At 72.2% G+C, this 23,962-nt stretch carries 19 protein-coding genes; 8 read left to right on the forward strand and 11 right to left on the reverse strand.

Features of this window, described 5'->3' with window-relative positions:
- Window positions 1–434: 434 nt before the first annotated feature.
- From J7E93_RS03440 to J7E93_RS03470, 7 genes are all read right to left on the reverse strand, one after another.
- Entirely contained in the window at window positions 435–1,421 is a 987-nt protein-coding gene (locus J7E93_RS03440; protein WP_308367680.1) for a BadF/BadG/BcrA/BcrD ATPase family protein, read from the reverse strand.
- Window positions 1,412–2,677: a 6-phospho-beta-glucosidase gene (locus J7E93_RS03445; protein WP_215065729.1), complete on the reverse strand. Its 1,266-nt coding sequence runs from the start codon at window positions 2,675–2,677 to the stop codon at window positions 1,412–1,414. The genes J7E93_RS03440 and J7E93_RS03445 overlap by 10 nt, the downstream gene beginning before the upstream one ends.
- Window positions 2,678–2,685: 8 nt before the next feature.
- Window positions 2,686–3,573 carry a carbohydrate ABC transporter permease gene (locus J7E93_RS03450; RefSeq protein ID WP_215065730.1) on the reverse strand — a complete coding sequence of 296 codons (888 nt, stop codon included), beginning with the start codon at window positions 3,571–3,573 and terminating at the stop codon, window positions 2,686–2,688.
- A gap of 3 nt (window positions 3,574–3,576) precedes the next feature.
- Complete coding sequence (locus tag J7E93_RS03455) at window positions 3,577–4,458, reverse strand: carbohydrate ABC transporter permease (RefSeq protein ID WP_374105355.1); 882 nt, start codon at window positions 4,456–4,458, stop codon at window positions 3,577–3,579.
- Window positions 4,459–4,594: 136 nt separating this feature from the next.
- Window positions 4,595–5,932 (reverse strand): ABC transporter substrate-binding protein, encoded by a 1,338-nt coding sequence (locus J7E93_RS03460; protein ID WP_215065732.1) that lies wholly within the window; start codon window positions 5,930–5,932, stop codon window positions 4,595–4,597.
- Between the two features lie 68 nt (window positions 5,933–6,000).
- Window positions 6,001–7,224 carry an ROK family transcriptional regulator gene (locus tag J7E93_RS03465; protein ID WP_215065733.1) on the reverse strand — a complete coding sequence of 408 codons (1,224 nt, stop codon included), beginning with the start codon at window positions 7,222–7,224 and terminating at the stop codon, window positions 6,001–6,003.
- A gap of 185 nt (window positions 7,225–7,409) precedes the next feature.
- The gene (locus tag J7E93_RS03470) at window positions 7,410–8,477 is read right to left on the reverse strand and encodes a mechanosensitive ion channel family protein (protein WP_215065734.1); all 1,068 of its coding nucleotides are present in this window, start codon (window positions 8,475–8,477) and stop codon (window positions 7,410–7,412) included.
- A 249-nt stretch (window positions 8,478–8,726) separates the two neighbouring features.
- On the opposite strand from J7E93_RS03470, the gene J7E93_RS03475 reads away from it, so the two are divergent.
- Complete coding sequence (locus tag J7E93_RS03475) at window positions 8,727–9,290, forward strand: HNH endonuclease (protein WP_215065735.1); 564 nt, start codon at window positions 8,727–8,729, stop codon at window positions 9,288–9,290.
- A gap of 41 nt (window positions 9,291–9,331) precedes the next feature.
- Here the strand turns inward: J7E93_RS03475 and J7E93_RS03480 are convergent, their stop codons facing one another.
- Window positions 9,332–12,361: a beta-N-acetylglucosaminidase domain-containing protein gene (locus J7E93_RS03480; RefSeq protein ID WP_215065736.1), complete on the reverse strand. Its 3,030-nt coding sequence runs from the start codon at window positions 12,359–12,361 to the stop codon at window positions 9,332–9,334.
- Window positions 12,362–12,569: 208 nt separating this feature from the next.
- Between J7E93_RS03480 and J7E93_RS03485 the strand changes: the two genes are divergently transcribed.
- The 3 genes from J7E93_RS03485 to J7E93_RS03495 are packed head-to-tail and all read left to right on the forward strand — an operon-like array spanning window position 12,570 to window position 15,161.
- Complete coding sequence (locus J7E93_RS03485; RefSeq protein ID WP_215065880.1) at window positions 12,570–12,779, forward strand: hypothetical protein; 210 nt, start codon at window positions 12,570–12,572, stop codon at window positions 12,777–12,779.
- Between the two features lie 49 nt (window positions 12,780–12,828).
- Window positions 12,829–14,910, forward strand: a complete 2,082-nt coding sequence (malQ, locus tag J7E93_RS03490; RefSeq protein WP_215065737.1) for a 4-alpha-glucanotransferase — start codon at window positions 12,829–12,831, stop codon at window positions 14,908–14,910.
- A 20-nt stretch (window positions 14,911–14,930) separates the two neighbouring features.
- The gene (locus tag J7E93_RS03495; protein WP_215065738.1) at window positions 14,931–15,161 is read left to right on the forward strand and encodes a hypothetical protein; all 231 of its coding nucleotides are present in this window, start codon (window positions 14,931–14,933) and stop codon (window positions 15,159–15,161) included.
- A gap of 78 nt (window positions 15,162–15,239) precedes the next feature.
- On the opposite strand, the gene J7E93_RS03500 is transcribed toward J7E93_RS03495, so the two are convergent.
- Window positions 15,240–15,758 carry a MarR family winged helix-turn-helix transcriptional regulator gene (locus tag J7E93_RS03500; protein WP_215065739.1) on the reverse strand — a complete coding sequence of 173 codons (519 nt, stop codon included), beginning with the start codon at window positions 15,756–15,758 and terminating at the stop codon, window positions 15,240–15,242.
- Between the two features lie 140 nt (window positions 15,759–15,898).
- On the opposite strand from J7E93_RS03500, the gene J7E93_RS03505 reads away from it, so the two are divergent.
- Genes J7E93_RS03505 through alc form a run of 4 tightly spaced genes read left to right on the forward strand, consistent with a single transcriptional unit; the run spans window position 15,899 to window position 19,959 of the window.
- Entirely contained in the window at window positions 15,899–16,849 is a 951-nt protein-coding gene (locus J7E93_RS03505; protein ID WP_215065740.1) for an EamA family transporter, read from the forward strand.
- Window positions 16,850–16,874: 25 nt separating this feature from the next.
- Window positions 16,875–17,816 carry a DMT family transporter gene (locus J7E93_RS03510; RefSeq protein WP_308367685.1) on the forward strand — a complete coding sequence of 314 codons (942 nt, stop codon included), beginning with the start codon at window positions 16,875–16,877 and terminating at the stop codon, window positions 17,814–17,816.
- 22 nt (window positions 17,817–17,838) lie between these two features.
- On the forward strand, window positions 17,839–18,759 hold the full coding sequence (locus J7E93_RS03515) for a LysR family transcriptional regulator (RefSeq protein ID WP_215065742.1): 921 nt from the start codon (window positions 17,839–17,841) through the stop codon (window positions 18,757–18,759).
- A gap of 60 nt (window positions 18,760–18,819) precedes the next feature.
- The gene (gene alc, locus J7E93_RS03520) at window positions 18,820–19,959 is read left to right on the forward strand and encodes an allantoicase (protein WP_215065743.1); all 1,140 of its coding nucleotides are present in this window, start codon (window positions 18,820–18,822) and stop codon (window positions 19,957–19,959) included.
- A gap of 129 nt (window positions 19,960–20,088) precedes the next feature.
- On the opposite strand, the gene pepN is transcribed toward alc, so the two are convergent.
- Together pepN and J7E93_RS37740 are read right to left on the reverse strand one after the other, a co-directional pair.
- Complete coding sequence (gene pepN / locus J7E93_RS03525; protein ID WP_215065744.1) at window positions 20,089–22,665, reverse strand: aminopeptidase N; 2,577 nt, start codon at window positions 22,663–22,665, stop codon at window positions 20,089–20,091.
- A gap of 52 nt (window positions 22,666–22,717) precedes the next feature.
- Complete coding sequence (locus J7E93_RS37740; RefSeq protein WP_285440870.1) at window positions 22,718–23,935, reverse strand: TerD family protein; 1,218 nt, start codon at window positions 23,933–23,935, stop codon at window positions 22,718–22,720.
- Window positions 23,936–23,962 lie beyond the last annotated feature (27 nt).

A 23,962-nucleotide genomic window follows, 5' to 3' on the forward strand; every position in this document is an offset into this window, starting at 1 on the left:
GTGCCGCCCCCGTCGGACGGTGCGGCGGCGGGCGCGACCGACGGCTGTGCGGGCGCCATCGACGGCTGCGGCGGCACGCCGACGCCCGGACGCGTGGGCGCGGTGCCCTGCGCCGACGCGGGCGCATTCGGCGGGTATGTCACGTGACCTCCCCCTCGGTCGATGACCCGGCCCGTCCTGCCGGTGGTCCGGAAGACGACTGTCCGGCCAGCAGTATGGCCTCAGGGGCCCCACCCGCACACCAGGATTGACTCGATCTTGTACCTATCGTGCCCCATGCCCTCGCCGTCCCCGCAGGCGAACCCCCTACTATCCATACGCCGCCCGGCCGGAATCGGTTCCACCACGAACGGGTGATGGCGGGAACACGGGGACGTTCAGGGGCGCCCCCTCGTGAGGGGGCGCCCCTGAACGGCGAGCGTGCGGGTGTCGGCTCAGGCGTAGTGCTCCCGCAGCCGCGCCGCCGCCTCCGGCCCCGCCGCCACCTCGTCGAGGGCGAGCAGCGCCGCGCCGAGGACCGGTGGCGAGGTGACCACGCCGACCACTGCCTTCGGCGCCTTCACGGCCAGCAACCGCGCGATGTGATCGTCCAGTTGGGGATGGCGCGCGGCGAGCACGCTGCCGCCGAGCATCACCGGCGCCTCCTCGTCGAGCAGCCCGAGCCGCCCGAGCGCCACCGCGGACAGGGCGACGACCTCCTCGGCGAGCCGGTGCACCAGCGAACGGGCGACGGCGTCGCCCTCCGCGCTCGTACGGAACAGCACGGGCGTCAGCTCGTGCCGCCGCTCGAAGGGGACCAGGCCCAGATGCAGCGCCTCGATCAGCGCGTACATCGTCTCCAGACCGAAGTGCGCCGGCAGCGTGCGCGCCAGCGCGGTCGGCTCGCCCCGCCCGTCCTCGGCGCGGGCCGCGAACCACAGGGCCTCCTCGGCGAGTCCGCTGCCGCCGCCCCAGTCGCCGGAGATCTTCCCGATGGCGGGGAAGCGGGCGGTCCGCCCGTCCGGCAGCATGCCGACGCAGTTGATCCCGGCCCCGCACACCACGGCCACGCCGCGCGGCTCGTCGAGACCGGCGCGCAGGATGGCGAAGGTGTCGTTGTACACCTGCACCGACGGGCTCCAGCCCCTCGCCTTCAGGGCGGAGGTCAACGCCGCCTCCTCCACCGGGAGATCCGCGTTGGCGAGGCAGGCGGAGACATGGGCGAACGCCAACGGAAGCCCCGCTTCCGATGCCGCCCGCCCCACGGTCTCCGCGAGACCGTCGAGCGCCGCCTCGACCCCGACCACCGGCGGCTGGAACCCGCCGCCCCGCGCCGCGCCGAGGACGCTGCCGTCCACGCCGACGACCGCGACGTCGGTCTTGCTGTTGCCGGCGTCGATCGCCAGCAGGACTTCGTTCGGGCTCCTTCCGTTCAGGCCCACGCGAGGTGCTCCCGGTTGTGCGCGATCAGCCGGTCGGTGAGCCCCTCGGCGTACGCGTACTGCCCGACCAGCGGGTGGGCGAGCAGCGCCTTGAACACCCGGTCCCGGCCGCCGCGCAGCGCCGCCTCCAGGGCCAGGTCCTCGTAGGCCGTCACGTTCGCGATCAGTCCGGCGTACAGCGGGTCGACCGGCGCCACGGCCAGCGGCGTGGCACCGCCGGCCCCCACCGCGGCCTGCACCTCGATGACGGCGTCGTCCGCCAGGAAGGGCAGCGTGCCGTTGTTGTACGTGTTCACCACCTGGTACGGGGATCCCCCGGATCCCAGCAGCGACGCGGCCAGGTCCACGGCGGCCTCCGAGTAGAAGGCGCCGCCCCGCTTGCCGAGCAGGGCGGGCTTCTCGTCGAGCGCCGGGTCCCCGTACATCTCCAGGAGTTCCTTCTCCATGGCGGCGACCTCGGCGGCGCGCGAGGGCTTGGTGCCGAGCTCCCGTACGACCTCGTCGTGCGCGTAGAAGTAGCGCAGGTAGTACGAGGGGACGACGCCGAGCCGGTCCACGATCTGCCGCTCCATGCGCAGGTCGCCGGCGATGGCGTCACCGTGCTCGGCGAGCAGCCGGGGCAGCACGTTCTCGCCCTCGGGACCGCCGAGGCGGACGGCCGTCTCCCAGGTCAGGTGGTTGAGCCCGACGTGGTCGAGGTGGATGTCGGCCGGTGCCACGCCGAGCAGCCCGGCGAACTTCCGCTGGAAGCCGATGGCCACGTTGCACAGGCCGACGGCCTTGTGGCCGGCCTGGAGCAGCGCGCGCGTCACGATGCCGACCGGGTTGGTGAAGTCGATGATCCAGGCGTCCGGGTTGGTGCGCCGGACCCGCTCGGCGATGTCCAGGACCACCGGAACGGTCCGCAGCGCCTTGGCGAGGCCGCCGGCACCGGTCGTCTCCTGCCCGACGCAGCCGCACTCCAGCGGCCAGGTCTCGTCCTGCTCGCGTGCGGCCTGACCGCCGACCCGCAGCTGCAGCAGGACGGCGTCGGCGCCGTCGACGCCCGCGTCGACGTCCGAGGTGGTGACGATCGTTCCCGCGTGGCCCTGCTTGGCGAAGATGCGCCGGGCGAGCCCGCCGACCAGTTCCAGGCGGTCGGGCGCCGGGTCGACGAGGACGAGTTCGGTGATGGGCAGGGTGTCGCGCAACCGCGCGAATCCGTCGATCAGTTCGGGGGTGTAGGTGGAGCCGCCCCCCACGACAGCGAGCTTCATGTGGCGTATCAGCCCTTCACTCCGGTCAGTGTGACTCCCTCGACGAACGCCTTCTGGGCGAAGAAGAACACGACGATCACAGGGGCCATGACCAGGACGGTCGCGGCCATGGTCAGATTCCAGTCGGTGTGGTGCGCGCCCTTGAAGGACTCCAGGCCGTAACTCAGGGTCCAGGCACCGGGGTTCTCGGAGGCGTAGATCTGCGGCCCGAAGTAGTCGTTCCAGCAGTAGAAGAACTGGAAAAGGGCCACGGCGGCGATGCCGGGCTTCGCCATCGGGAGCACGATCTTGACGAGGGTGCGCAGCTCCCCGCAGCCGTCGATCCTCGCGGCCTCGATGTACTCGTTGGGGATGGTCAGCAGGAACTGGCGCAGCAGGAAGATCGCGAAGGCGTCGCCGAACGCCATCGGGACGATCAGCGGCCACAGGGTGCCGGAGAGGTCCAGCTGCTTCGCCCAGAACAGGTACATCGGGATGATGACGACCTGCGGCGGCAGCATCATCATCGAGATGACGAGCAGCAGCGACAGATGCTTGCCGCGGAAGCGGAACTTGGCGAGGGCGTACGCCACCGGGATCGAGGACACCACCACGAGCGCGGTGCCCAGACCCGCGTAGAGCAGCGAGTTCCTCCACCAGGTGAGGAAGCCGGGGGTGTCGAGGACCGTGGCGTAGTTCTCCCAGTGCCAGGTGTTCGGCGTCAGGTCCCGGGTCAGCGCCTGCTGGTCGCTCATCAGGGAGGTCAGGAAGACGAAGACGAACGGGAGGACGAAGAACAGGGCCGCGGCGATGCCGAGCGAGTGGACGGCGATCCAGTGCAGCAGCGCCGTGCGGCGGGCCCGCTTCTCGGCGGGGCTCACCGTCGCGGGGCGGTCGGGGAGGGTTGTGGTCGTCATGGATCAGTCACCCGAGCCGATCAGGCCGCCGCGCCGGCGCATGAGGAGCGCGGTGAAGGCCATGGAGAGGGCGAAGAGTACGAGCGCCACCACGCACGCCGCGCCGTAGTTGAACTGGCTGAAGCCGAGGCTGTAGACGAGCTGCGGCAGGGTGAGCGTGGAGTCGTCCGGGTAGCCGGGCTGGAAGGTCACACCGGAGCCGCCCATCACCCCCGAGGCGACCTTGGAGGCCACGATCGGCTGGGTGTAGTACTGCATCGCGCCGATGATCCCGGTGACGACCGCGAAGAGCACGATCGGCGCGATGTTCGGCAGGGTGATGTAGCGGAACCGCTGCCACGGGGACGCGCCGTCCAGCTCGGCCGCCTCGTACTGCTCCTTCGGTACGTCGAGGAGCGCGGCCATGAAGATGACCATGAGGTCCCCGACGCCCCACACGGCCAGGACGGTCAGCGCCGGCTTGGCCCAGTCGGCGTCGTTGAACCACGAGGGGGCGGGGATGCCCACCGCCTCCAGGAGCGAGTTCACCGGCCCGGTGCCCGGGTTGAGGAGGAAGACGAAGGCCAGCGTGGCGGCCACCGGCGGGGCCAGGTACGGCAGGTAGAAGAGGGTGCGGAAGACTCCGGCACCCGTCTTGATCTTGGTGATGAGCATGCCGACGCCGAGGCCGAAGACCACGCGGCAGGCCACCATGACGACGGCCAGCCAGAGGGTGTTCTGCATCGCCGGCCAGAACTTCGGCAGGTCGGAGAAGACGTACGACCAGTTCTCCACACCCCGCCAGGTCGGCGGGTTGAGGCCGTCGTACCGCATGAACGAGAAGTACAGCGTGGAGATCAGCGGATAGGCGAAGAAGACGCCGAAGCCGATCAGCCAGGGCGACATGAAGGCCAGGGCGCGCAGCGCGTTCCGCCGGCGCTTGGACTTCAGCGTGTGTGTCCCCCGCGGGGAGGCGGCCGGGACGGCGGCCGCCTCCTTGGCGGGCAGGGTGTCCGTGCTCATGGGTGCGTTGTCCCGGCCGTCACTTCGCCGCGGCGATGTCGCGGTCGATCTGGGCCGCGGTGTCGGCGAGGCCCTTCTTCAGGTCGGTGACCTGGCCCTTCTCGTACTGCTGGGCGAGCCTGGAGAGGGTCTCCTGGTAGGCGGGGCCGTTCACCGCGCCGGCCATGGTGGTGGACTCGGCGTGCTGGGCGATGTCCAGGAAGACCTTGAAACGGTCGTCGAACTTCAGGTTCGGGGACTTCAGCGCCTCCAGGGTGGAGGGGACGTTGCCGATGTCGTTGGCGAAGTTCACCACGGCGTCGGTGTCCGTGGTCATGTACTTGATCAGTTCCCAGGCCGCGTTCTGCTTCTTGCTCTGCGGCGCGATGCCCATGATCGTGCCGGAGAGGTAGCCCTTGCCGTACTCGGCGATCTCGTCGTCGGCGACCGGCAGCGGCGCGACGCCGACCTCGAAGCCGACCTTGGCGTTCTTGACGAAGTTCAGCCGCCACTCGCCGTCCAGCTGCATGGCGACCTGGCCGGTGTGGAAGGGATGCTTGGCGCCCCACTCGTCACCGAAGGTGGTGCGGTACTTGTCGAGTTTCCGGAAGCCGCCCAGGGCGTCCACGAGCGACTTCTGGTACGTCATCATCTCGGCGAACGCCGGGTCCTTGGCGACGTTCGACTTGCCGTTCTCGTCGAAGTACGTGTGGTCCCACTGCGACATGTAGTGCTCCACGACGGTCTCGTAGCCGAGGTAGTTCGGCATGAAGCCGAGCTGCTCGTAGGAGTCCCCCTTGGGCGTGGTGAGCTTCTTGGCGACCTGGGTGAACTCGGACCAGGTCTTCGGCGCCTCCTTGATGCCGGCCTTCTCGAAGGCGTCCTTGTTGTAGTAGAGGCCGTACGCGTCCGAGAGCAGCGGCAGGGCGCAGCGTCTGCCCTCGAACTGGGTGTACTCCTGGAGGACCTTCGGGAAGATCTTGTCGAGGTCCAGCTTGTCCTTGTCGATGAAGGGCTTGAGGTCCGCGAGGGCGCCCGAGGAGCAGAACTTGCCGACGTTGGAGGTGGTGAACGAGGAGACCACGTCCGGGCCGTTGGACCCGCCCGCGCGCAGCGCCTGGCCGAGCTTGTCGTCGTTGATGTCGCCGACGACCTTGACCTTGATGTTCGGGTGGGACTTCTCGAAGCGGGCGACGTTGTCCTGGATCGCCTTGACCTCGGCGGGCGCCGACCAGCCGTGCCAGAACGTGATCGTGGTCTTCGCGTTCGGGTCGTCGCTCGCGCCGCCGGCCGGAGCGCCCGTACAGGCGGAGCCGAGGAGGGCTATCGAGGCGGTGGCGGCGAGCGCGACGGCGGCTCTGCGCGGACGTACGGGCATGACGGAGTCTCCCTGTGACGGAGTACGGAGGACGGAGTACGGGTGAAGGGGGCTGCTGGGGCGGCGGGTTACATGGAGTGCCTGGAGGTGTCGAAGACTTCGTCGCGGGTGGTGACGAGGGCGCTTTCGAGGGCCCCGCGCAGCACGGGGTGCTCGGCGACGGCCCCGAGGACGAGCCGGGGCCGGGAGGCGGCGAGTTCGGCCAGCTCGGACTGGACGCGCTCACGCAGCGGTTCCCCGCCGGCGACGATCACATCGCCGGACAGGACGACGAGCTCGGGGTCGAGTACGGCGACGAGGGAGGCGAGACCGGTCGCCAGGCGCTCGGCGTACTGGTCGAGGAGCGCCGCGTACCGCGGGTCCTCGCCGTGGTGCGCGGCGGCGTGCGCGAGCAGTCCGGAGGCGGTGGGTACGTAGGGCTGCTCGGCGGTCTCGATCCCGAGAGCCCGGGCGATCCGGGGCACCGACTGGACGCCGGCGAGCTCCTGGAAGCCGCCGGAGTTGGCCTTGGTGACCTGCCGCACGAGCGGGGTGCCGGGGACGGGCAGGAAGCCGACCTCGCCGGCGCCGCCGGTGAAGCCGCGGTGGAGCCGGCCGCCGAGGACGAGGGCGGCGCCGAGGCCCTCCTCGTTCCACAGCAGCACGAAGTCCTCATGGTCGCGGGCCGCGCCCAGACGCTGCTCGGCGACGGCGACGAGGTTGACGTCGTTCTCGTACTCGAACGGCATCGGGAGCACCGCCGCCAGCTCCTGCAGGAGCGTGGGGGAGTGCCAGCCGGGCAGGTGGGAGGCGTACCGGAGCCGCCCGGTGGCGGGGTCGAAGGCGCCGGGGGTGCCGATGACGAGCCGGTGCACGTCGGCCGGGGTGATGCCGGCGTCCTTGACGGCGCCGTCGAGGGCGGTGGTGACCTGCCGTACGACGCCTTGCGCGGCGCGCCCCGGGGTCGGGAGCTCGAACTCGCCGACGACCTCGCCGGTGATGTCGGCGACGGCGGCCCGGATGCGGTGCGGGTTCACGTCGAGCCCGGCGGCGAAGGCGGCCCGGGCGTTGACCGCGTACAGCTGTGCGCTGGGGCCGGGCCGTCCCGCGGTGGTCCCGGTGGCGACGACGAGTCCGGCCGCTTCGAGCCGTGCGAGCAGCTGGGAGGCGGTGGGCTTGGACAGGCCGGTGAGCTTGCCGATCCGGGTGCGGGAGAGCGTCCCGTGCTCCAGCAGCAGGTCGAGGGCGGCACGGTCGTTCATGGCCCGCAGCACGCGCGGTGTGCCGGGGGTCCCCGGGGTCGTACCGGCCATGAGAGACGCACCTGCCCTTCGTCCTCCAGTGCGGTGGGGAGACCGCTGCACTGTTAGGAAAGTTTCCTATTCGGTTGGGAGGACCGTAGGACGGCCGTCGCCGGGGCGTCAATACCCGAAGACGCGGGACGCCCCCGGAGGCAACCAAAGTGTTACCTGCGGGGGCGTCGGGGACGAACGGAGCCCTACTTCGAGAGGTTCGGCTGCGACGCCGGGATCGGGGTCGCGGCCGTCGACTGCGGGGAGGTCGCCGAGGCGAAGGCCGAGGGGGCCGCCATGCCGGCCGTCGGGTCCGCCGCGGACTCCTCCGGCTGGGCCGGAACGCCGCCGACGATGCGGATGCCCGCCACGTCCAGGGCGCGCTTGATCCGCCAGCGCAGCTCCCGCTCGACGCCCAGGCTCTTGCCCGGCATCGTCTTGGCCGAGACCCGGATCGTCATGGAGTCCAGCAGGACCTCGTTCAGACCGAGGATCTCCACCGGGCCCCACAGGCGCTCGTTCCAGGGCTCGACCTTGGAGATCTCCTCCGAGACCCCGGTGATGATCTCGTTGATCCGGTCCAGGTCCTCGGTCGGCCGGACCGTGACGTCCACCGCCGCCGTCGCCCAGCCCTGGCTGAGGTTGCCGATCCGCTTGATCTCGCCGTTGCGGACGTACCAGATCTCACCGTTGTCGCCCCGCAGCTTCGTCACCCGCAGACCGACCTCGATGACCTCGCCCGAGGCCACCCCGGCGTCGACCGAGTCGCCGACGCCGTACTGGTCCTCCAGGATCATGAACACGCCGGAGAGGAAGTCGGTGACCAGATTCCGGGCGCCGAAGCCGATCGCCACACCCGCGACACCGGCCGAGGCGAGCAGCGGCGCCAGGTCGATCTTGAAGGCGCCCAGGATCATCAGCCCGGCCGTGCCCAGGATCACGAAGGACGCGACCGAACGCAGCACCGAACCGATAGCCTCGGAGCGCTGGCGCCGCCGTTCGGCGTTGACCAGCAGACCGCCCAGCGCCGTGCCCTCCACCGCCTGCGCGGAGCGGTTCATCCGCTCTATCAGCTTCGTCAGCGCGCGCCGGATCGCCATCCGCAGCAGCAGCGCGACGACCAGGATGAGGAGGATGCGCAGACCGGTGTTCAGCCAGGTGGACCAGTTCTCCTCCACCCAGCCCGCGGCGTTCGTCGCCTTCTCCGCGGCCTCGTCCAGGGTGACGGGGACGGGCTGCGGATCGTCGGCGGTCGGCAAGGCGGACCAGGACACGTGGGAAACCTCCGGGCGTGGCGTACGCGGACCATCCACACTAACGGGGCATCGGATGTACTCCCGTTGTCCTGTTCGAGGGAGAGACCGACTTCACCCGGGGAAGTACCAGGAGACGGTTTCCGTGTGGTCGAGAACACTTCGAGCCCGTTACCGGTACGTGGTGGCGCTTCGACCTGGCATGAGGAGAGACTGAGAGCAGTTCGTCCCGGCGCGAGCCACGCGCCGCCGGCGTATTAGGAGGCATCCGTGCCGCATGTCCTGGTCCTCAACGCGTCGTACGAGCCCCTCGGCGTCGTACCGCTCCGCCGCGCGCTCGTCCTCGTCCTCGAGAACAAGGCCCTCTGCCTCGAGGAGTCCGGCGCCTTCCTGCACAGTGAGACCCGCGTCATCGCCGCGCCCAGCGTGGTCCGGCTGAAGCGGTTCGTACGGGTCCCCTACCGGGGGCCCGTTCCTCTGACCCGCAGAGCGCTCTTCGCCCGCGACGGCGGACGCTGCATGTACTGCGGTGGCGTCGCAACCAGCGTCGACCACGTCATTCCGCGCAGCCGCGGGGGTACGCACGCCTGGGAGAACGTCGTGGCGGCCTGCCGCCGCTGCAACCACGTCAAGGCCGACCGGCACCTGCGGGAACTGGGCTGGCGGCTGCGTCACCAACCCGCGCCGCCCAGTGGCCTGGCCTGGCGGATCATCGGCACCGGTCATCGGGACCCGCGCTGGCTGCCGTACCTGCAGCCGTACGGCGCGGACGATGTGATGGCCCGGATCGACGCCGTCTCCACGGCCCCCACGGGGGCCGTGAAGGCGAGCTGATCCGGGCCTTCGTCGTACGGGGGCGTCTCCTGGAGGCGCCCCTACCCCTTCGGCCGCCCGGACTCTTCGGGCTCCTCGTGCTTCTGGGGCTCCTCGTGTCTCTGGGGCTTCTCGGGCTTCTCGGGCTTGAGCGGCGGGGCGACGGCGTACGTCTCCACCGACCAGAGCGAGTACCCGTACTCCGTCGCCCGCGTGTCGCCCTGCACCCGGAGGAAGCGGGTGTCCGCCGCGTCCATGCGGACCGACTCGCGGCCGCCGCGGCCGTCGGCGACGGTCGCCGCGGTGCGCCAGGTACGGCCGTCGGCGGAGACCTGGATGCGGTAGCGGGAGGCGTACGCGTCCTGCCAGTGGAGGACCACCTGCCCTATCCGGGCCGGTCGCGGAAGCTCCAGCTGCCACCAGGCGCCGTCCTCGGCCGGTGAGGACCAGCGGGTGGTGGGGTCGCCGTCCACGGCCGAGGAGGCCGGGAAGTCGGCGGTCTCGTCGCCCGACGAGGAGGCCGTCGCCGAGCGCGCCAGGTCCGGACCCGCCGTGCGCGGGAAGGCGCGGACCGTCAGGACCCGCTCCTCGCCCGCGAAGGAGACCGGCACCTGGTAGGAGCCGGCCGGTACGTCCGGCGCGACCGAGATCTCCAGCGGCACCGTCGTCCGCGTGCCGCGGGGCACCAGGGCCTCCTTCGGCAGCGTCACGGTGATGCCCTTCGGAGCCCGCGCCGTCAGCGGCCCGCGCACCTCGCCGGCGCGCCGGCCCGTCAGCCGGACGTCCACCCGCCGCACCGGCCCGCCGATCTCGGCGTCCGTCTCGCCCCGGGCCAGCTCCAGCTCGGCGCGCGGCTCGTCCGCGAACCACGGCACCAGGGACCGCACCTCGGGAGCCGAACCGTTCCCCACGACGCGGACGGCGTCCGCGCGCAGCCCCTTCACGTCCGTCTGCGTCCAGCCGGAGGCCGACAGCGGGCCGAGGTCACGCCACCCCTCTCCCGGGACGTACGCCTCCACGCGCGCACCGTCGCCCGAGCCCGGCTCCGTCATCACGGTCACCGTCTCCACCGGACGCGAACGCTCCAGCCGAAGCGTGTACGCGCCCTCCGCCCGGTCCACCGCCTGCCGTCGGTCACGGGCCCGGTCGGCGCCGGTCCAGGCCGCCGACTCGGCCACCGCGCGCGTGAGGAAGGCATCGAGGACGCCCTTGCCGACCGTCACCTCGCTCGCCCTCAGCGCCTCGCGCTGCGTCTCAAGACGCAGCTGCGCCTGCCAGGCCGTCGTGCCGTCGCCGCGTGCCTGGGCGAGCAGCATGTCGACCGCCGTCTCACCCGCGAGGCCGTACCGCGACAGCTGCTCCAGCCAGGGCCGCACCTCGTCGTCCAGGGTGCCGTCCGCCGTCGCCGCCAACCGCCGGGGCGCCTCCCGCATCACGGTGAACGCGGCCCGCAGCTCGCGCGCCGCCCTCTCCCGCGCCGCCCGGTCCGACGCCGTGCGGCTGTTCCAGAACGCGGTCGTCAGCGGCTTCAGATAGGCCGACTCGCCCGCCGGGTCGAGGATCGAGGAGGCGTCATTGCCGGCCAGCGCCCGCAGCGCCTCGCGCGCCGCGGGGTCCGGCCCCGCCAGCTCGTCGACGGCGGCCCGCCAGGACTCCTGCGGCCGGTACCCCTTCGGGTTCCAGGCGTAGTCCGCCGAGGTGAACAGCGGGATGCGGGAGACCGCGGCCTGCTCCATGGCGTTGGCGAGGAACGCGGCCGAACCGGCCGCCACCGCCGGCTCGCGGCCCGTGGAGGGGCCGAGGAAGAGCCGGTCCTCGGCGTAGTCGTTGACCGGGTAGTTGTCCAGGGTGACCAGCGGGCGGCGCAGCGCGTCGCGGGCGCCGGCCAGTTCGCGTCCGGTGATCGTGCGGGGGACGACGCCGACCCCCGTCCAGGCCACCTGCACCCGCTCGTCGAGCCGTGCCGCGAGCGCCGTGCGGTACTCCGTCGCGCCGTCCTGGTAGTACTCCGTCGGCATCAGGGTCAGCGGTTCCGCGTCCGGGTGCCGCTCGGCCAGGTGCCGGGCGACCGCGCTCGCCACGCGCGCGTGGGCGGTGGCCGCGGCCTCGGGCCCCCGGCCGAAGGTGTCCGCGTCCTTCGAGCAGTGCCACTCGGTGTAGCTGACGTCCTGGAACTGGAGCTGGAAGGAGCGCACCCCCAGCGCCCACATCGCGTCGATCTTGCGGGTGAGCGCCGTCACGTCGTCGTCCGACGCCAGGCACATCGACTGGGCGGGCGCCACGGCCCAGGCCAGCGTCACATGGTTCGCGCGCGCCCGTTCGGCGAGCGCGCGGAACCCGGCGCGCTGGTCGGCCGGGTAGGGGTCGCGCCACTGCGTCTGGCGGTACGGGTCGTCACCGGGCGCGTAGAGGTACCGGTTCTGCTTGGTGCGGCCCATGAAGTCGAGCTGGGCCAGGCGCTGGTCCTGGCTCCAGGGGTGGCCGTAGAACCCCTCGGTCAGGCCGCGCACGGCGGTGCCGGGCCAGTCGCGGACCCGGACACCGGGCACCCGGTCTCCGACGCCGGTGAGCTGACGCAGCGTCTGGACGGCGTGGAAGAGACCGTCCTCGCCGACCCCGTCCAGGGCCACCGTGTCCCGGCCCTCGAACCGGCCGGTCGCCAGCCGGTAGCCGCCGCGCGGCAGATCGCCCCGCTCCGGCACACGCAGCGCCCGCAGGGCCTCCTGCGTGCCGGAGGCACCCGAGCCGCCCGGCCCGGCCGCACGCACGACGGTGCCGGCACCCGGCAGGGACGTGTGGACCGTCCGTACCCCCGCCGCCCGCAGCACCTCGCGCAGTGCGGCGACGGCGTACGGATCGGCGTCGGAGTCCGTGAGGAGTGTCACCTCGTCGCCGAGCGGCACCGGGGAGCCGGCCGCGGTGAGGACCTGCGGGCGCGGCCACACGGAGGGCACGGCCCGCTGCTCGTCCGGGGTGGTCACCGGAGAGACCGGTGCGGCCTGGGCGACGCCCGGGACGACCCCGCCGAGGAGGCCACCGATCACCGCGGCGGCCACGGCCGACGCGGTCCGCTTCCTGCGCCCGAGGTGCACGGGGGGACTCCTTTGTCACGAGGGGGTTACGAGCCCACCACCCGCCCGCCGGAGGTGTCAATGCAGCTGGTCGATGTGTCTGCTTTGCCCGGCGGCCTTTCGGCGAGGTGGCACCCCTGCGCCAACTTCGGCCGGTAAAACGGGGTGCGCTGGGTAGGGCTCACTCGTTGTCCCCTCGTCCCACCTTTCGAGACAAACGGGAGCCCCCATGTCCGTGACCACCCCCCACCACCCCACGACCGCCCCCCACCACTCCAAACGCATACCGGTCCTGATCCCGGGACCGCTGACCAGCGAACCCCCGCTCGCCGACGCCGCGCCCCTCACCAGCGAGCCGCCCCTGACCGACGCGGCCCCCCTGACCAGCGAACCCACCGCCCTCGGCACCGCGGGCGGTACCGAGTCCCCCGGAGTCTGACTCCCCCTCGGGCCGCGTCCTCCCGGCCCCGGAGCCCTCGGAGTGTGAAGTGACCCTGGCCCGCCTCGCCGCCCTCCATGGCGTCGCCACGGAGTACGCGCCCTCCGAGGGCGTCATCGTCCAGGTTCCCGACGCCACGGTCGTGGCCGTGCTCGGCGTCCTGGGCGTCGACGCGTCCACGCCGGAGGCGGTCGCCGCCTCGCTCGAAGCGGTGCTGCGAGGCGAGCGGGAGCGCCTTCTTCCGCCCACCCTGGTGCGGTGGCAGGACGGCCCGGTGCACCCGCCGGGCCCGGCCGAGGGGCTGCCGCCCGGCACCCGGCTGCGCGTCACGACCGAGTCCGGTGAGGTGCTGGAGAGCGCCGACTGGGAGGGGCTGCCGCTCGGCGTCCACGAGCTCGACGCGCTCGCGCCCGACGGCAGAGCCGGCCGGAGCACGCTCATCGTCGCCCCCGCGCGCGTGCCCCGGCCCCGGGAGCGGGCGTTCGGCCTGCTCGTCCAGCTCTACTCCGTGCTCTCCGCCCGCTCCTGGGGCATGGGCGACCTGGGCGACCTGCGCGAACTCGCCGCCTGGGCGGGCCGGACGCACGGCGCGGGGTTCGTCCAGGTCAATCCGCTGCACGCGGCCGTGCCCGGGGCGCCCACCGACCCGTCCCCGTACCGCCCGTCCTCACGGCGCTTCCCCGACCCCGTCCATCTGCGGATCGAGGACATCCCCGAGTACGGGTTCCTGGCCCCCGAGTACCGCGACGAGCTGGAATCCGTCCTCGCCGACGCCACCGAGCTCCGTGAACGGGTGCTGCGCAAGGGTGCGCTGATCGACCGGGACGCGGTGTGGGAGGTCAAGCGGCGCGCCCTGGAGCTGGTACGGACCGTGGAACTCGGCCCCGGCAGGCGCGCCGAGTACCGCGACTTCCTCGCGCGGCGCGGCCGGGCCCTGGAGGACCACGCCACCTACTGCGCCCTCGCCGAGCGCCACGGGCACCACTGGCGGTCCTGGCCCGAGGAGCTGCGCGACCCCCGCTCAGCGGCGCAGGCCGTCCGCGCCGACGACGAACTGGCCGCCCGTGTCGACTTCCACTGCCGGCTCGCCTGGCTGACGGACCGGCAGCTCGCCGCGGCCGGCGAGGCCGCGCGGGCCGCCGGGATGGCCGTGGGGATCGTCCACGACCTCGCGGTCGGCGTCCACCCGGACGGCTCCGACGCCTGGGCCCAGCAAGACGCCTTCGCCGCGGGCATGTCGGTCGGCGCCCCACCCGACGCCTTCAACGCCCGCGGACAGGACTGGGGCCTGCCGCCGTGGCGCCCCGACACGCTCGCCGCCTCGGGCTACGCGCCGTACCGCGGGCTCCTCAAGGAGCTGCTGCGCCACGCGGGCGCGCTGCGGATCGACCATGTGATGGGCCTGTTCCGGCTCTGGTGGGTGCCCGAGGGGCGCGAGCCCACCGAGGGGACGTATGTCCGCTACGACTCCGAGGCCATGCTCGCCGTCCTCGTCCTGGAGGCCCACCGCGCGGGCGCCGTCGTCATCGGTGAGGATCTCGGCACCGTCGAGCCGGGCGTGCGGGAGCGGTTGGCCCGGTGCGGGGTGCTGGGCACCTCGGTGCTCTGGTTCGAGCGGGACTGGGCCGGTGACGGCCGCCCGCTCTCCCCGGAGGAGTGGCGCACCGACTGCGTGGCCACCGCCACCACCCACGACCTGCCCTCCACGGCGGCCCGGCTGAGCGGGGACCATGTCGCCCTGCGCCACCGGCTCGGGCTGCTCACCGGCGATCTGGAGCGGGAGCGCGGCCGGGACGCGGCCGAGGTCCGGGAGTGGCTGGGCTGCCTGGAGCGCCTCGGGCTGCTGCCGGAGGGTCCGGGCGAGGAGGAGGCCGAGATCCGGGCCGTCCACCGGTTCCTGCTGCGTACCCCCGCCACGATGGTGGGGGTGTGGCTGCCGGACACGGTCGGGGACCGGCGGCCGCAGAACCTGCCGGGCACCTGGGACCAGTACCCCAACTGGCGGCTTCCGTTGGCCGGCCCGGACGGCCAGCCGCTCGCTCTGGAGGAGCTGGCCGCCTCGCCCCGCCTGCACCGCCTGCTGAGCGTCTTCGGGTCCCGTACGGCACCCCCGGACGCGCGGGCGGTTTAGGTGTTCGCTACGTTTGCACCGTGGACAAGAAGAACGCTCTGCGCGCCGGTGCTGTCGCGGCCGGTACGACGCTGATGATGCTGCTCATGTCGTCCCCCGCGCTCGCGCTCACCCGCGACGACGGTGACGACCCGGCCCCCAAGCTGAGTGTCGTGGAGACCCTCGGCCTGTACGTGGCGGCGCCGATCGTGCTGTTCCTGGTGATCGCCGGTCTGGTGATGGTGCTCGACAAGTCCAAGAAGCGGGCGTAACCCCCAGCCTTTCCTCTTCACGAGGCCTGACGAGGGCGCCGCACGGTACGACGTACCGTGCGGCGCCCTCGCGTGCGTTCAGGCCGTGGTCGCGAGCAGCTTGCGCAGCAGCCCGGCCAGCTGCTCCGCCTCCTCCTCGGTGAGAGCTGACTCCAGGGCCGCCCGCTGCTGGGCGAGACCGGCCCCCACCGCCTGATCCACCAGCTCCCGGGCGTCCTCGCCGAGGGTGACCCGCAGCCCGCGCCGGTCGTTCGGGTCGGGACTGCGGCTGAGCAGTCCGGCCTTCTCCAGCTTGTCGAGCCGGCCCGTCATCCCGCCGGTGGTGATCATCAGGGTCGCGGCGAGTTCGCGCGGCGAGAGAGTGTACGGCTCGCCCGAGCGGCGCAGGGTCCCGAGCACGTCGAACTCCCCGAGCCCCATTCCGTATGGCGCGTACGCCTTCTCGACCCGGCCGCGCATGGCGGCGGCCAGCCGGTAGATCCGCCCGAAGACGGCCATCGGCAGGGTCTCCAGATCGGGCCGGACGGCTGCCCACTGGTCGATGATCGCGTCGACGGCGTCGTGAGCGGGCCCGGGGCCCGGGGTGTGCTTCTCCATGGCGTCAGTCTCCCCTTCCCCTCCACTCGATGACAAGAAAGCCACTTGCAAGTAAGTAGCTTAGTGCTAAGTTAATTACCGCCAAGCCAGTTCGGGGCCCGAAGCCCCGGAGCACCGGCATTCCCGAGGGGGGAACCGTCATGTCCCGTAAGGCCGCCGTCGTCGCGCTCACCGCGCTCGCCCCGATCTCCTGGGGCTCCACCTACCTCGTCACGACCGAGTTCCTGCCGCCCGACCGGCCGCTGTTCACCGGACTGATGCGCGCGCTGCCCGCCGGGCTCCTGCTCCTCGCCCTCACCCGCAAGCTCCCGCAGGGTGCCTGGTGGTGGAAGGCGGCGGTCCTCGGGGCCCTCAACATCGGCGCCTTCTTCCCGCTGCTCTTCCTCGCCGCGTACCGCCTTCCCGGCGGCGTCGCCGCCGTCGTCGCCTCCGTGGGCCCGCTCTTCGTGGTCGGCCTGGCCGCCCTCTTCCTCGGTGACCGCCCCACCGTGCGCTCCCTGCTCACCGCGATCGCGGCAGCCTTCGGCGTCAGCCTGGTGGTCCTGAAGGCGGGGGCGGCGCTGGACCTGGTCGGGGTGGCCGCCGGACTGCTCTCCGCCCTGTCGATGTCCGCCGGCACGGTCTTCACCAAGCGCTGGGGGAGGCCCGAGGGGGTCGGCGCGCTGGCGCTGACGGGCTGGCAGCTCACCGCGGGCGGGCTGATCATCCTGCCGATCGCCTTCCTGATCGAAGGCGCCCCGCCCGCCCTGGACTCCACCAACCTGCTCGGCTACGCCTACCTCGCCTTCGGCAACACGGCGGTCTCCTACTTCCTCTGGTTCCGCGGGATCGAGCGGCTGAGCGCCTCCTCGGTGACGCTCCTCGGACCGCTGTCGCCGATCACCGCGGCCGTCATCGGCTGGGTGGCGCTCGGTCAGGCGCTGGGGCCCGTGCAGCTCGCGGGAATGGCGGTCGCGTTCGGGGCGACGCTGGTCGGCCAGCTGGGCGGTCCGCGGACACCCGCCGCCAAGAAGGCAGGATCATTCGTTTCTTCTGAAAGGAATGGTCAGGAACTTTCGATGGACCTTGAGGGTTCGGGGGTGCGACGGTAGGGCCACCGCAATCGAAAGGACCACCGTGGCACTCCTGGACCGCGTCCGCACCGAACCCAGAACGACCGACGAGCCGGCCACCGCGAAGAACCTCGCGCGGGGAGCCGGCCTCGGCGTTCTCCTCGCGCTCGTGGCCACGGTCGTCTGGTCCGGCAGCTTCGTCGCCGTCCGCGCCCTCGCCGACTCCGTTCCGCCCGTCCAGCACGCCTTCTGGCGCTGGATCATCGCCATCGTCGCCGTCGCCCCGTTCGCGGCCCGCGAGACCTGGCGCCAACGCCGGCTGATCCGCCGCCACTTCGGCTTCGTCGCCCTCGCCTCCCTGCTGGGCGTCGCCCTCTACAACACCCTCGTCCACCAGGCCGGACTCACCACCTCCGCCGGCAACATGGGCATGATCATGGCCGCCTCGCCGGTCCTCATGGCCCTCTACGCCCGCCTCGGCGGCGCCCGACTGGGCGCCCGGCGCGTGACCGGAATGCTGATCGCCTGCGCCGGGGTGCTGCTCCTGGTCGGCAAGGGCACGCTTCCCACCTCGCTCGCCGCCGGCGACCTCTGGATGCTGGCGGCGGCCGTCAGCTTCGCCTCGTACAGCGCCCTGCTCAAGCGCCGCCCCGCCGAACTCGGCGGCGTCGTCTTCCTCTTCACCACCTTCGTCCTCGGCGCGCTGATGCTGCTGCCCGCGTACGGGATCAGCCTCGCCGTCCAGGGCGGCTTCGAGCCCTCCCTCGGCACCCTCGGCCCCCTGGCCTACGTCGGCGTCCTCTCCTCCGCCGTCGCCTTCTTCGCCTGGAACAAGGCCATCGGCCTCATCGGCGCGGCCCGCGCCGGAGTCGTCTACTACCTCCAGCCCGTCTGCGTGGCCCTCCTCTCCTTCGCCCTGCTCGGCGAGGAGCCGGGCGTCCTGGGCGCCGGCTGCATGGTCCTCATCCTGAGCGGGGTGGCCCTCGCCTCGGCGCGCGGGAAGTGACCGCCCCGGTAGGTTGCGCCCCATGACCGAGTGGGACATCAAGAAACTCCAGATCCTCCGTACCCTCCGTGATCGCGGCACCGTCACCGCGACCGCGGAGGTCCTGCTCATGACCCCCTCGGCCGTCTCCCAGCAACTCACCAACCTCGCCAGACAGCTCGGTGTCCAGCTTCTGGAGGCGCAGGGCCGGCGGGTCCGGCTGACCGACGCCGCCCATCTCGTACTGCGCCACGCCGAAGTGGTCTTCGCCCAGCTGGAACGCGCCGACGCCGAACTCGACGGGTACCTGCGGGGCGAGGCGGGACAGGTGCGGGTGGCGGCGTTCTCGACCGCCGTACCCGCCCTCGTCGTCCCCGCCGTGCAGCAGCTGCGCACCGCGCACCCCGGGCTCGACGTCCGCGTGCGCGAGGCCGAGGCGGCGGAGGCGTACGAACTGCTCGCCGCCGGAGAGGTCGACCTGGCGCTCTCGCTCGCCGCCCACGCCCCCTCCGTACGCGACCCCAAGTTCAGCCGCCTCCCCCTCCTTGCCGACCCGCTCGACGTCGCCCTGCCCGCCGGGCACCCGCTCGCCGACGCCCCCGGGCTGCGGCTCGCCGACCTCTCCGCCGAGCCCTGGATCTTCGGCGGCTCCGGCCCCTGGTCCGAGATCACCACCGCCGCCTGCGAGGCCGCCGGCTTCGTGCCCGAGCAGGCCCACAGCGCCTCCGGCTGGACCGCGATCCTCGCCATGGTCGAGGCCGGGATGGGCGTCGCCCTGGTGCCCCGGATGGCCTCCGCCGAGCGCCGCACCGGCGTCGTCATGAGGGTCCTCGCCGCCGACCAGCCGCGCCGCCACATCGTCGCGGCGGTCCGGCGCGGCGCGGAGGAGGGGCCCGCCCTGGCCCGGGTCCTCGCCGCGCTCGGGCAGGCCGCCGCAGCCCGCGAGACCGTTCAGCAGAACTGAAAAGGTACGTCGAAAACATTCGATGGACCGCGAGGCTCCGCAGCGGGCAAGGTCGAGGGCATGAGCAGCTTCGACGAGAACCAGGACCCGCACGCCAACGACGCCGCCCCCTACGGCGGGGGTGACCCGTACGCCGACTACCGCACCGGTGACTTCCCCTTCACCGAGCTGGTCGACCTGGCCGACCGCCGCCTCGGCGCCGGCGTCGTCGCCGCCAACGACGAGTTCTTCGCCGAGCGCGAGAACCTCCTCGTCCGCGAGCGCGCCGTCTTCGACCCGGAGCACTTCGGCCACAAGGGCAAGATCATGGATGGCTGGGAGACCCGCCGCCGCCGCGGCGCCGACGCCGAGAACGTCTTCCCCGCCTCCGAGGACCACGACTGGGCGATCGTCCGCCTCGGCGCCCCCGGCGTCATCCGCGGGATCATCGTCGACACCGCCCACTTCCGCGGCAACTACCCGCAGCGGGTCTCCGTCCAGGCCGCCGCCGTCGAGGGATCGCCCAGCCCCGAGCAGCTCCTCGCCGACGACGTGAAGTGGGAAGAGCTCGTCCCGCCCACCCCCGTCCGCGGACACGCCGCCAACGGCTTCGAGATCAGCAGCGAACGGCGCTGGACGCACATCCGTCTCTGCCAGCACCCCGACGGCGGCATCGCCCGCCTCCGGGTCCACGGCGAGGTCGTGCCCGACCCCGAGTGGCTGGAGCTGCTCGGCACCCTCGACCTGATCTCCGTACTCAACGGAGGGGTGTACGAGGACGCGTCGGACAAGTTCTACTCCTCGCCGACCCAGATCATCCTGCCCGGCACCTCCCGCAAGATGGACGACGGCTGGGAGAACCGCCGCCGCCGGGTGCGCGGCACCAACGACTGGGTCCGCTTCCGGCTCGCCGCCCAGGGCGCCGTACGCGCCGTCGAGATCGACACCGCCTACCTCAAGGGCAACTCGGCCGGCTGGATCGCCCTCCAGGGCCGCAACGGCGATCCCTCCGGAGACGGGGAGTGGTTCGAGATCATCCCCCGCACCAAGCTGCAGCCCGACACCCTGCACCGCTTCAAGCTCCCCGAGCAGGTCGTCGTCACCCATGTCCGCCTCGACGCCTTCCCCGACGGCGGCGTCGCCCGGATGCGGCTGCACGGCACGCTGACGGAACAGGGCGCGGCCGACCTGCGCGCCCGCTACGAGGCGCTCGGCGGCTGACCCCTCCGACGCACAGCTTCCGCCCGGCGGAGCGGCCGCGCACCGACGCCCGCCCGCCGGGCGGACCTCACCACGACGAAGGGGCGCCCCCCGGGGGAGGGCGCCCCTTCGTCGTTGGCCGTGAACCGGCTAGACGGCCGCCGCCGCGTCCGCGGCCCGCGCCTTCAGGGCGCGCTCCACGCCCGCGCGGGACTCGGTCACCATGCGCCGCAGCGCCGGAGCCGGGTCGTTCGCCTCGATCCACGCGTCCGTGGCGTCCAGGGTCTCCTGGGAGACCTGGAGCGTCGGGTAGAGCCCGACCACGATCTGCTGGATCATCTCGTGGCTGCGGGTCTCCGCGATGCCCTTGATCGAGGCGAAGTACTTCGCCGTGTACGGGGCGAGCAGCTCACGCTGGTCGGTCTGGACGAAGCCGCCGATGACCGCCTCCTGCACGGCGTTCGCCAGCTTGTCGGACTCCACGACCGACGCCCACGCCTCCGCCTTCGCGGCCTCCGTCGGACGCGCGGCCCGCGACGTCGCCGCGTGACGCTCACCCGCCGCCGTCCGGTCCCGCGCCAGCTCGGCCGCGATCTCCGGCTCGTCGTAGACCCCGGTCGCCGCCAGACGGTGCACGAACGCCCAGCGCAGCTCGGTGTCGACGGCCAGACCCTCGATCGTCTCCCGGCCCTCCAGAAGAGCGGCCAGCAGGTCGAGCTGCTGCGGGGTCCGCGCCGTCGCGGCGAACGCCCGCGCCCACGCCAGCTGGTGGTCGCTGCCCGGCTCGGCCGCCCTCAGGTGCGCCAGCGTCGCGTCCGTCCAGCGGGTCAGCCCCGCCTCGCGCCACTCCGGCGCCGCGTACAGGTCGAGCGCGGCCTTCACCTGGCCCTGCAGCGACTGCACCACGCCGATGTCGGACTCCTTGGCGATGCCCGAGAGCACCAGGTCCAGGTAGTCGCGCGTGGCCAGCTCGCCGTCGCGGGTCATGTCCCAGGCGGAGGCCCAGCACAGCGCGCGCGGCAGCGACTCGGTGAAGTCGCCGAGGTGCGCGGTGACGTTCTTCAGCGACACCTCGTCGAGCCGGACCTTGGCGTACGACAGGTCGTCGTCGTTGAGCAGCACGACCGCCGGGCGGGCCTTGCCCACCAGCTGCGGCACGGAGGTCAGCTCGGTGGCGGTGACGTCCAGCTCCACCCGGTCCGTACGGACCAGCTTGCCGGCCTCGTCCAGGTCGTAGAAGCCGATCGCGATCCGGTGCGGACGCAGGATCGACTCGCCCTTGGCACCGGCGGGCAGCGCGGGCGCCTCCTGCTTGACCGCGAACGAGGTGATGACACCGGAGGCGTCCGTCTCGATCTCCGGGCGCAGGATGTTGATGCCGGCCGTCTCCAGCCACGCCTTCGACCAGGCCTTGAGGTCACGGCCGGAGGTCTCCTCCAGCGCGCCGAGCAGGTCCGACAGACGTGTGTTGCCGAAGGCGTGCGCCTTGAAGTACGCCTGTACGCCCTTGAAGAACTCGTCCTGTCCGACGTACGCGACCAGCTGCTTGAGCACCGAGGCGCCCTTGGCGTAGGTGATGCCGTCGAAGTTGACCAGCACGTCCTCGAGATCGTTGATCTCGGCCATGATCGGGTGCGTGGACGGCAGCTGGTCCTGGCGGTAGGCCCAGGTCTTCTCCGCGTTGGCGAAGGTCGTCCAGGCGTTCGGCCAGCGGGTGCCCTCCGCGGACGCCTGGCAGGCGACCGAGGTGAAGGTCGCGAACGACTCGTTCAGCCACAGGTCGTTCCACCACTCCATGGTGACCAGGTCGCCGAACCACATGTGCGCGAGCTCGTGCAGGATCGTCTCGGCCCGGCGCTCGTACGCCGCGTCCGTCACCTTCGAGCGGAAGACGTACTGGTCGCGGATGGTCACCGCGCCCGCGTTCTCCATCGCGCCCGCGTTGAACTCCGGCACGAAGAGCTGGTCGTACTTGGCGAAGGGATAGTCGTAGGCGAACTTCTCCTGGAACCAGTCGAAGCCCTGGCGCGTGACGTCGAAGATGTGGTCCGAGTCGAGGTACTCGGCCAGCGACGGACGGCAGTAGATGCCGAGCGGGACCGTCTGCCCGTCCTTCTCGTAGGAGGAGTGCACCGAGTGGTACGGGCCGACGATCAGCGCGGTGATGTACGTCGAGATGCGCGGGGTCGGCTCGAAGACCCACAGGTCGTCCTTGGGCTCCGGCGTCGGCGAGTTGGAGATCACCGTCCAGCCGCTCGGCGCCTTCACGGTGAACTGGAAGGTCGCCTTCAGGTCCGGCTGCTCGAAGGCGGCGAAGACGCGGCGGGCGTCCGGCACCTCGAACTGGGTGTAGAGGTACGCCTGGTCGTCGACCGGGTCGACGAACCGGTGCAGGCCCTCACCGGTGTTGGTGTACGCGCAGTCCGCGACGACCTTCAGCTCGTTGCGGCCCTGGTGCAGATGGGCCAGCGCGATCCGCGAGTCCCGGAAGACCGCCGCCACGTCCAGCGCGTGGCCGTTGAGCACGACCTCGTGCACGGCGGGGGCGACGAGGTCGATGAAGGTCTCCGCGCCGGCCTCGGCGGAATCGAAGTGGACGGTGGTGACGGACCGGTAGGTGCCGCCCTCCTGCGCACCGGAGAGGTCCAGTTCGACCTCGTACGCGTCCACGGTCAGCAGCTTCGCCCGCTGCCGCGCCTCTTCACGGGTCAGGTTTGTGCCAGGCACCCGGTCAACTCCTCGGTTTCGTGACGTTTGGCTCATCCTTCCACGGCGTGCCTCAGCGGCGCACCGCGCATTTCCACGGTCCGTCGCCGCTGATCCGCAGCAGTCCCGGCCCGGGCACGGGAGCGCTGACCCGGACCTCGCCGATCTCGTTGACGAGCAGCTCCTGGTCCTCGTCGTCGTACGCGGGCTCGGCGGGCGGGCGGTGCTGGTGGACGGTGAAGTTGGACTCTCCGTGGTGGATGAAGTCGAGGACTCCCGGCGGCCCGTCGTAGACGACGAGATCGTGCGCGACCCCCTCGATGTGGCTGTCGAAACGGCGTGCGTGGCTCAGCGGCAGCACCCGCAGCGTCCAGGGGGTGTCCGCCTCGACCCGCAGCGTCAGGGGCCGGTCCCGCGGCACGACGGCGACGGTGCGGGCCCGGACGTCGTCCTCGTACGCCATGAGCAGGAAGTCCTCGGCCCGGCCGTAGGCGTCGCAGGACTCGATGGTGGTGGATATCGAGTGGTACGACTCGATCTCCAGAAGTGCCCAGCCCGGCGGGACGGCGGGGTCGCACCGCACGGTCTCCTTGCCGCGGCCCTGGTGGACGGAGGGCCGGAAGGTGGTGGAGAAGGGGTCGGCGGCGGGGCCGGGGCCGTACCCGGTGACGGGGGCGGGCGCCGGGACCGGGGTGTGCGCGGGCGCCGGAGGCGGTGGGGGCGGGACGTACCCCGGGCCCGGGATCGGGGCGGGCACGGCCTCGACCTCGATGCCGAAGTCCGTCGCGAGCCCCGCCAGGCCGGAGGCGTACCCCTGCCCCACCGCCCGGAACCGCCAGCCGCCGTCACTCCGGTAGAACTCGCCGAAGACGAACGCGGTCTCCGTCGTCGCGTCCCCGATCGGGAAGTACGCCGCCGCCGTGCCGGTCAGGTCCGTGACCCGGATGTCCAGCGCAGGCACCCGGCCGAAGGGGACACCGTCGGCGGAGGCGGCGACCACCACCCGCTCGATGCCCGGCTCCAGCCGCCCGAGGTCCATCCACAGCCAGTCCGCCGCCGGGTCTCCCGGGACCCCGGGCGCCGACCTGCCCAGATGCCGTACGGCCCCCGACGGGTGCTCCTGGTGGTTGTAGAAGACGAGATCCGCGTCCCCCCGCACCCGCCCGCCCGCGTCCAGAAGCAGCGCCGAGACGTCCACGTCGGGCACGCCGGGACCGGTCCGCCAGGCGACCGCGACCTGGAGGGCCTGGGCGGGCACCGGCAGCTGGGCGCCCTTCGGTATCTGGGTCATGGGAAGCACTGTGCCACCGCGGGATCA

It is taken from the genome of Streptomyces sp. ISL-36 (assembly GCF_018614205.1).
Taxonomy (GTDB): domain Bacteria; phylum Actinomycetota; class Actinomycetes; order Streptomycetales; family Streptomycetaceae; genus Streptomyces.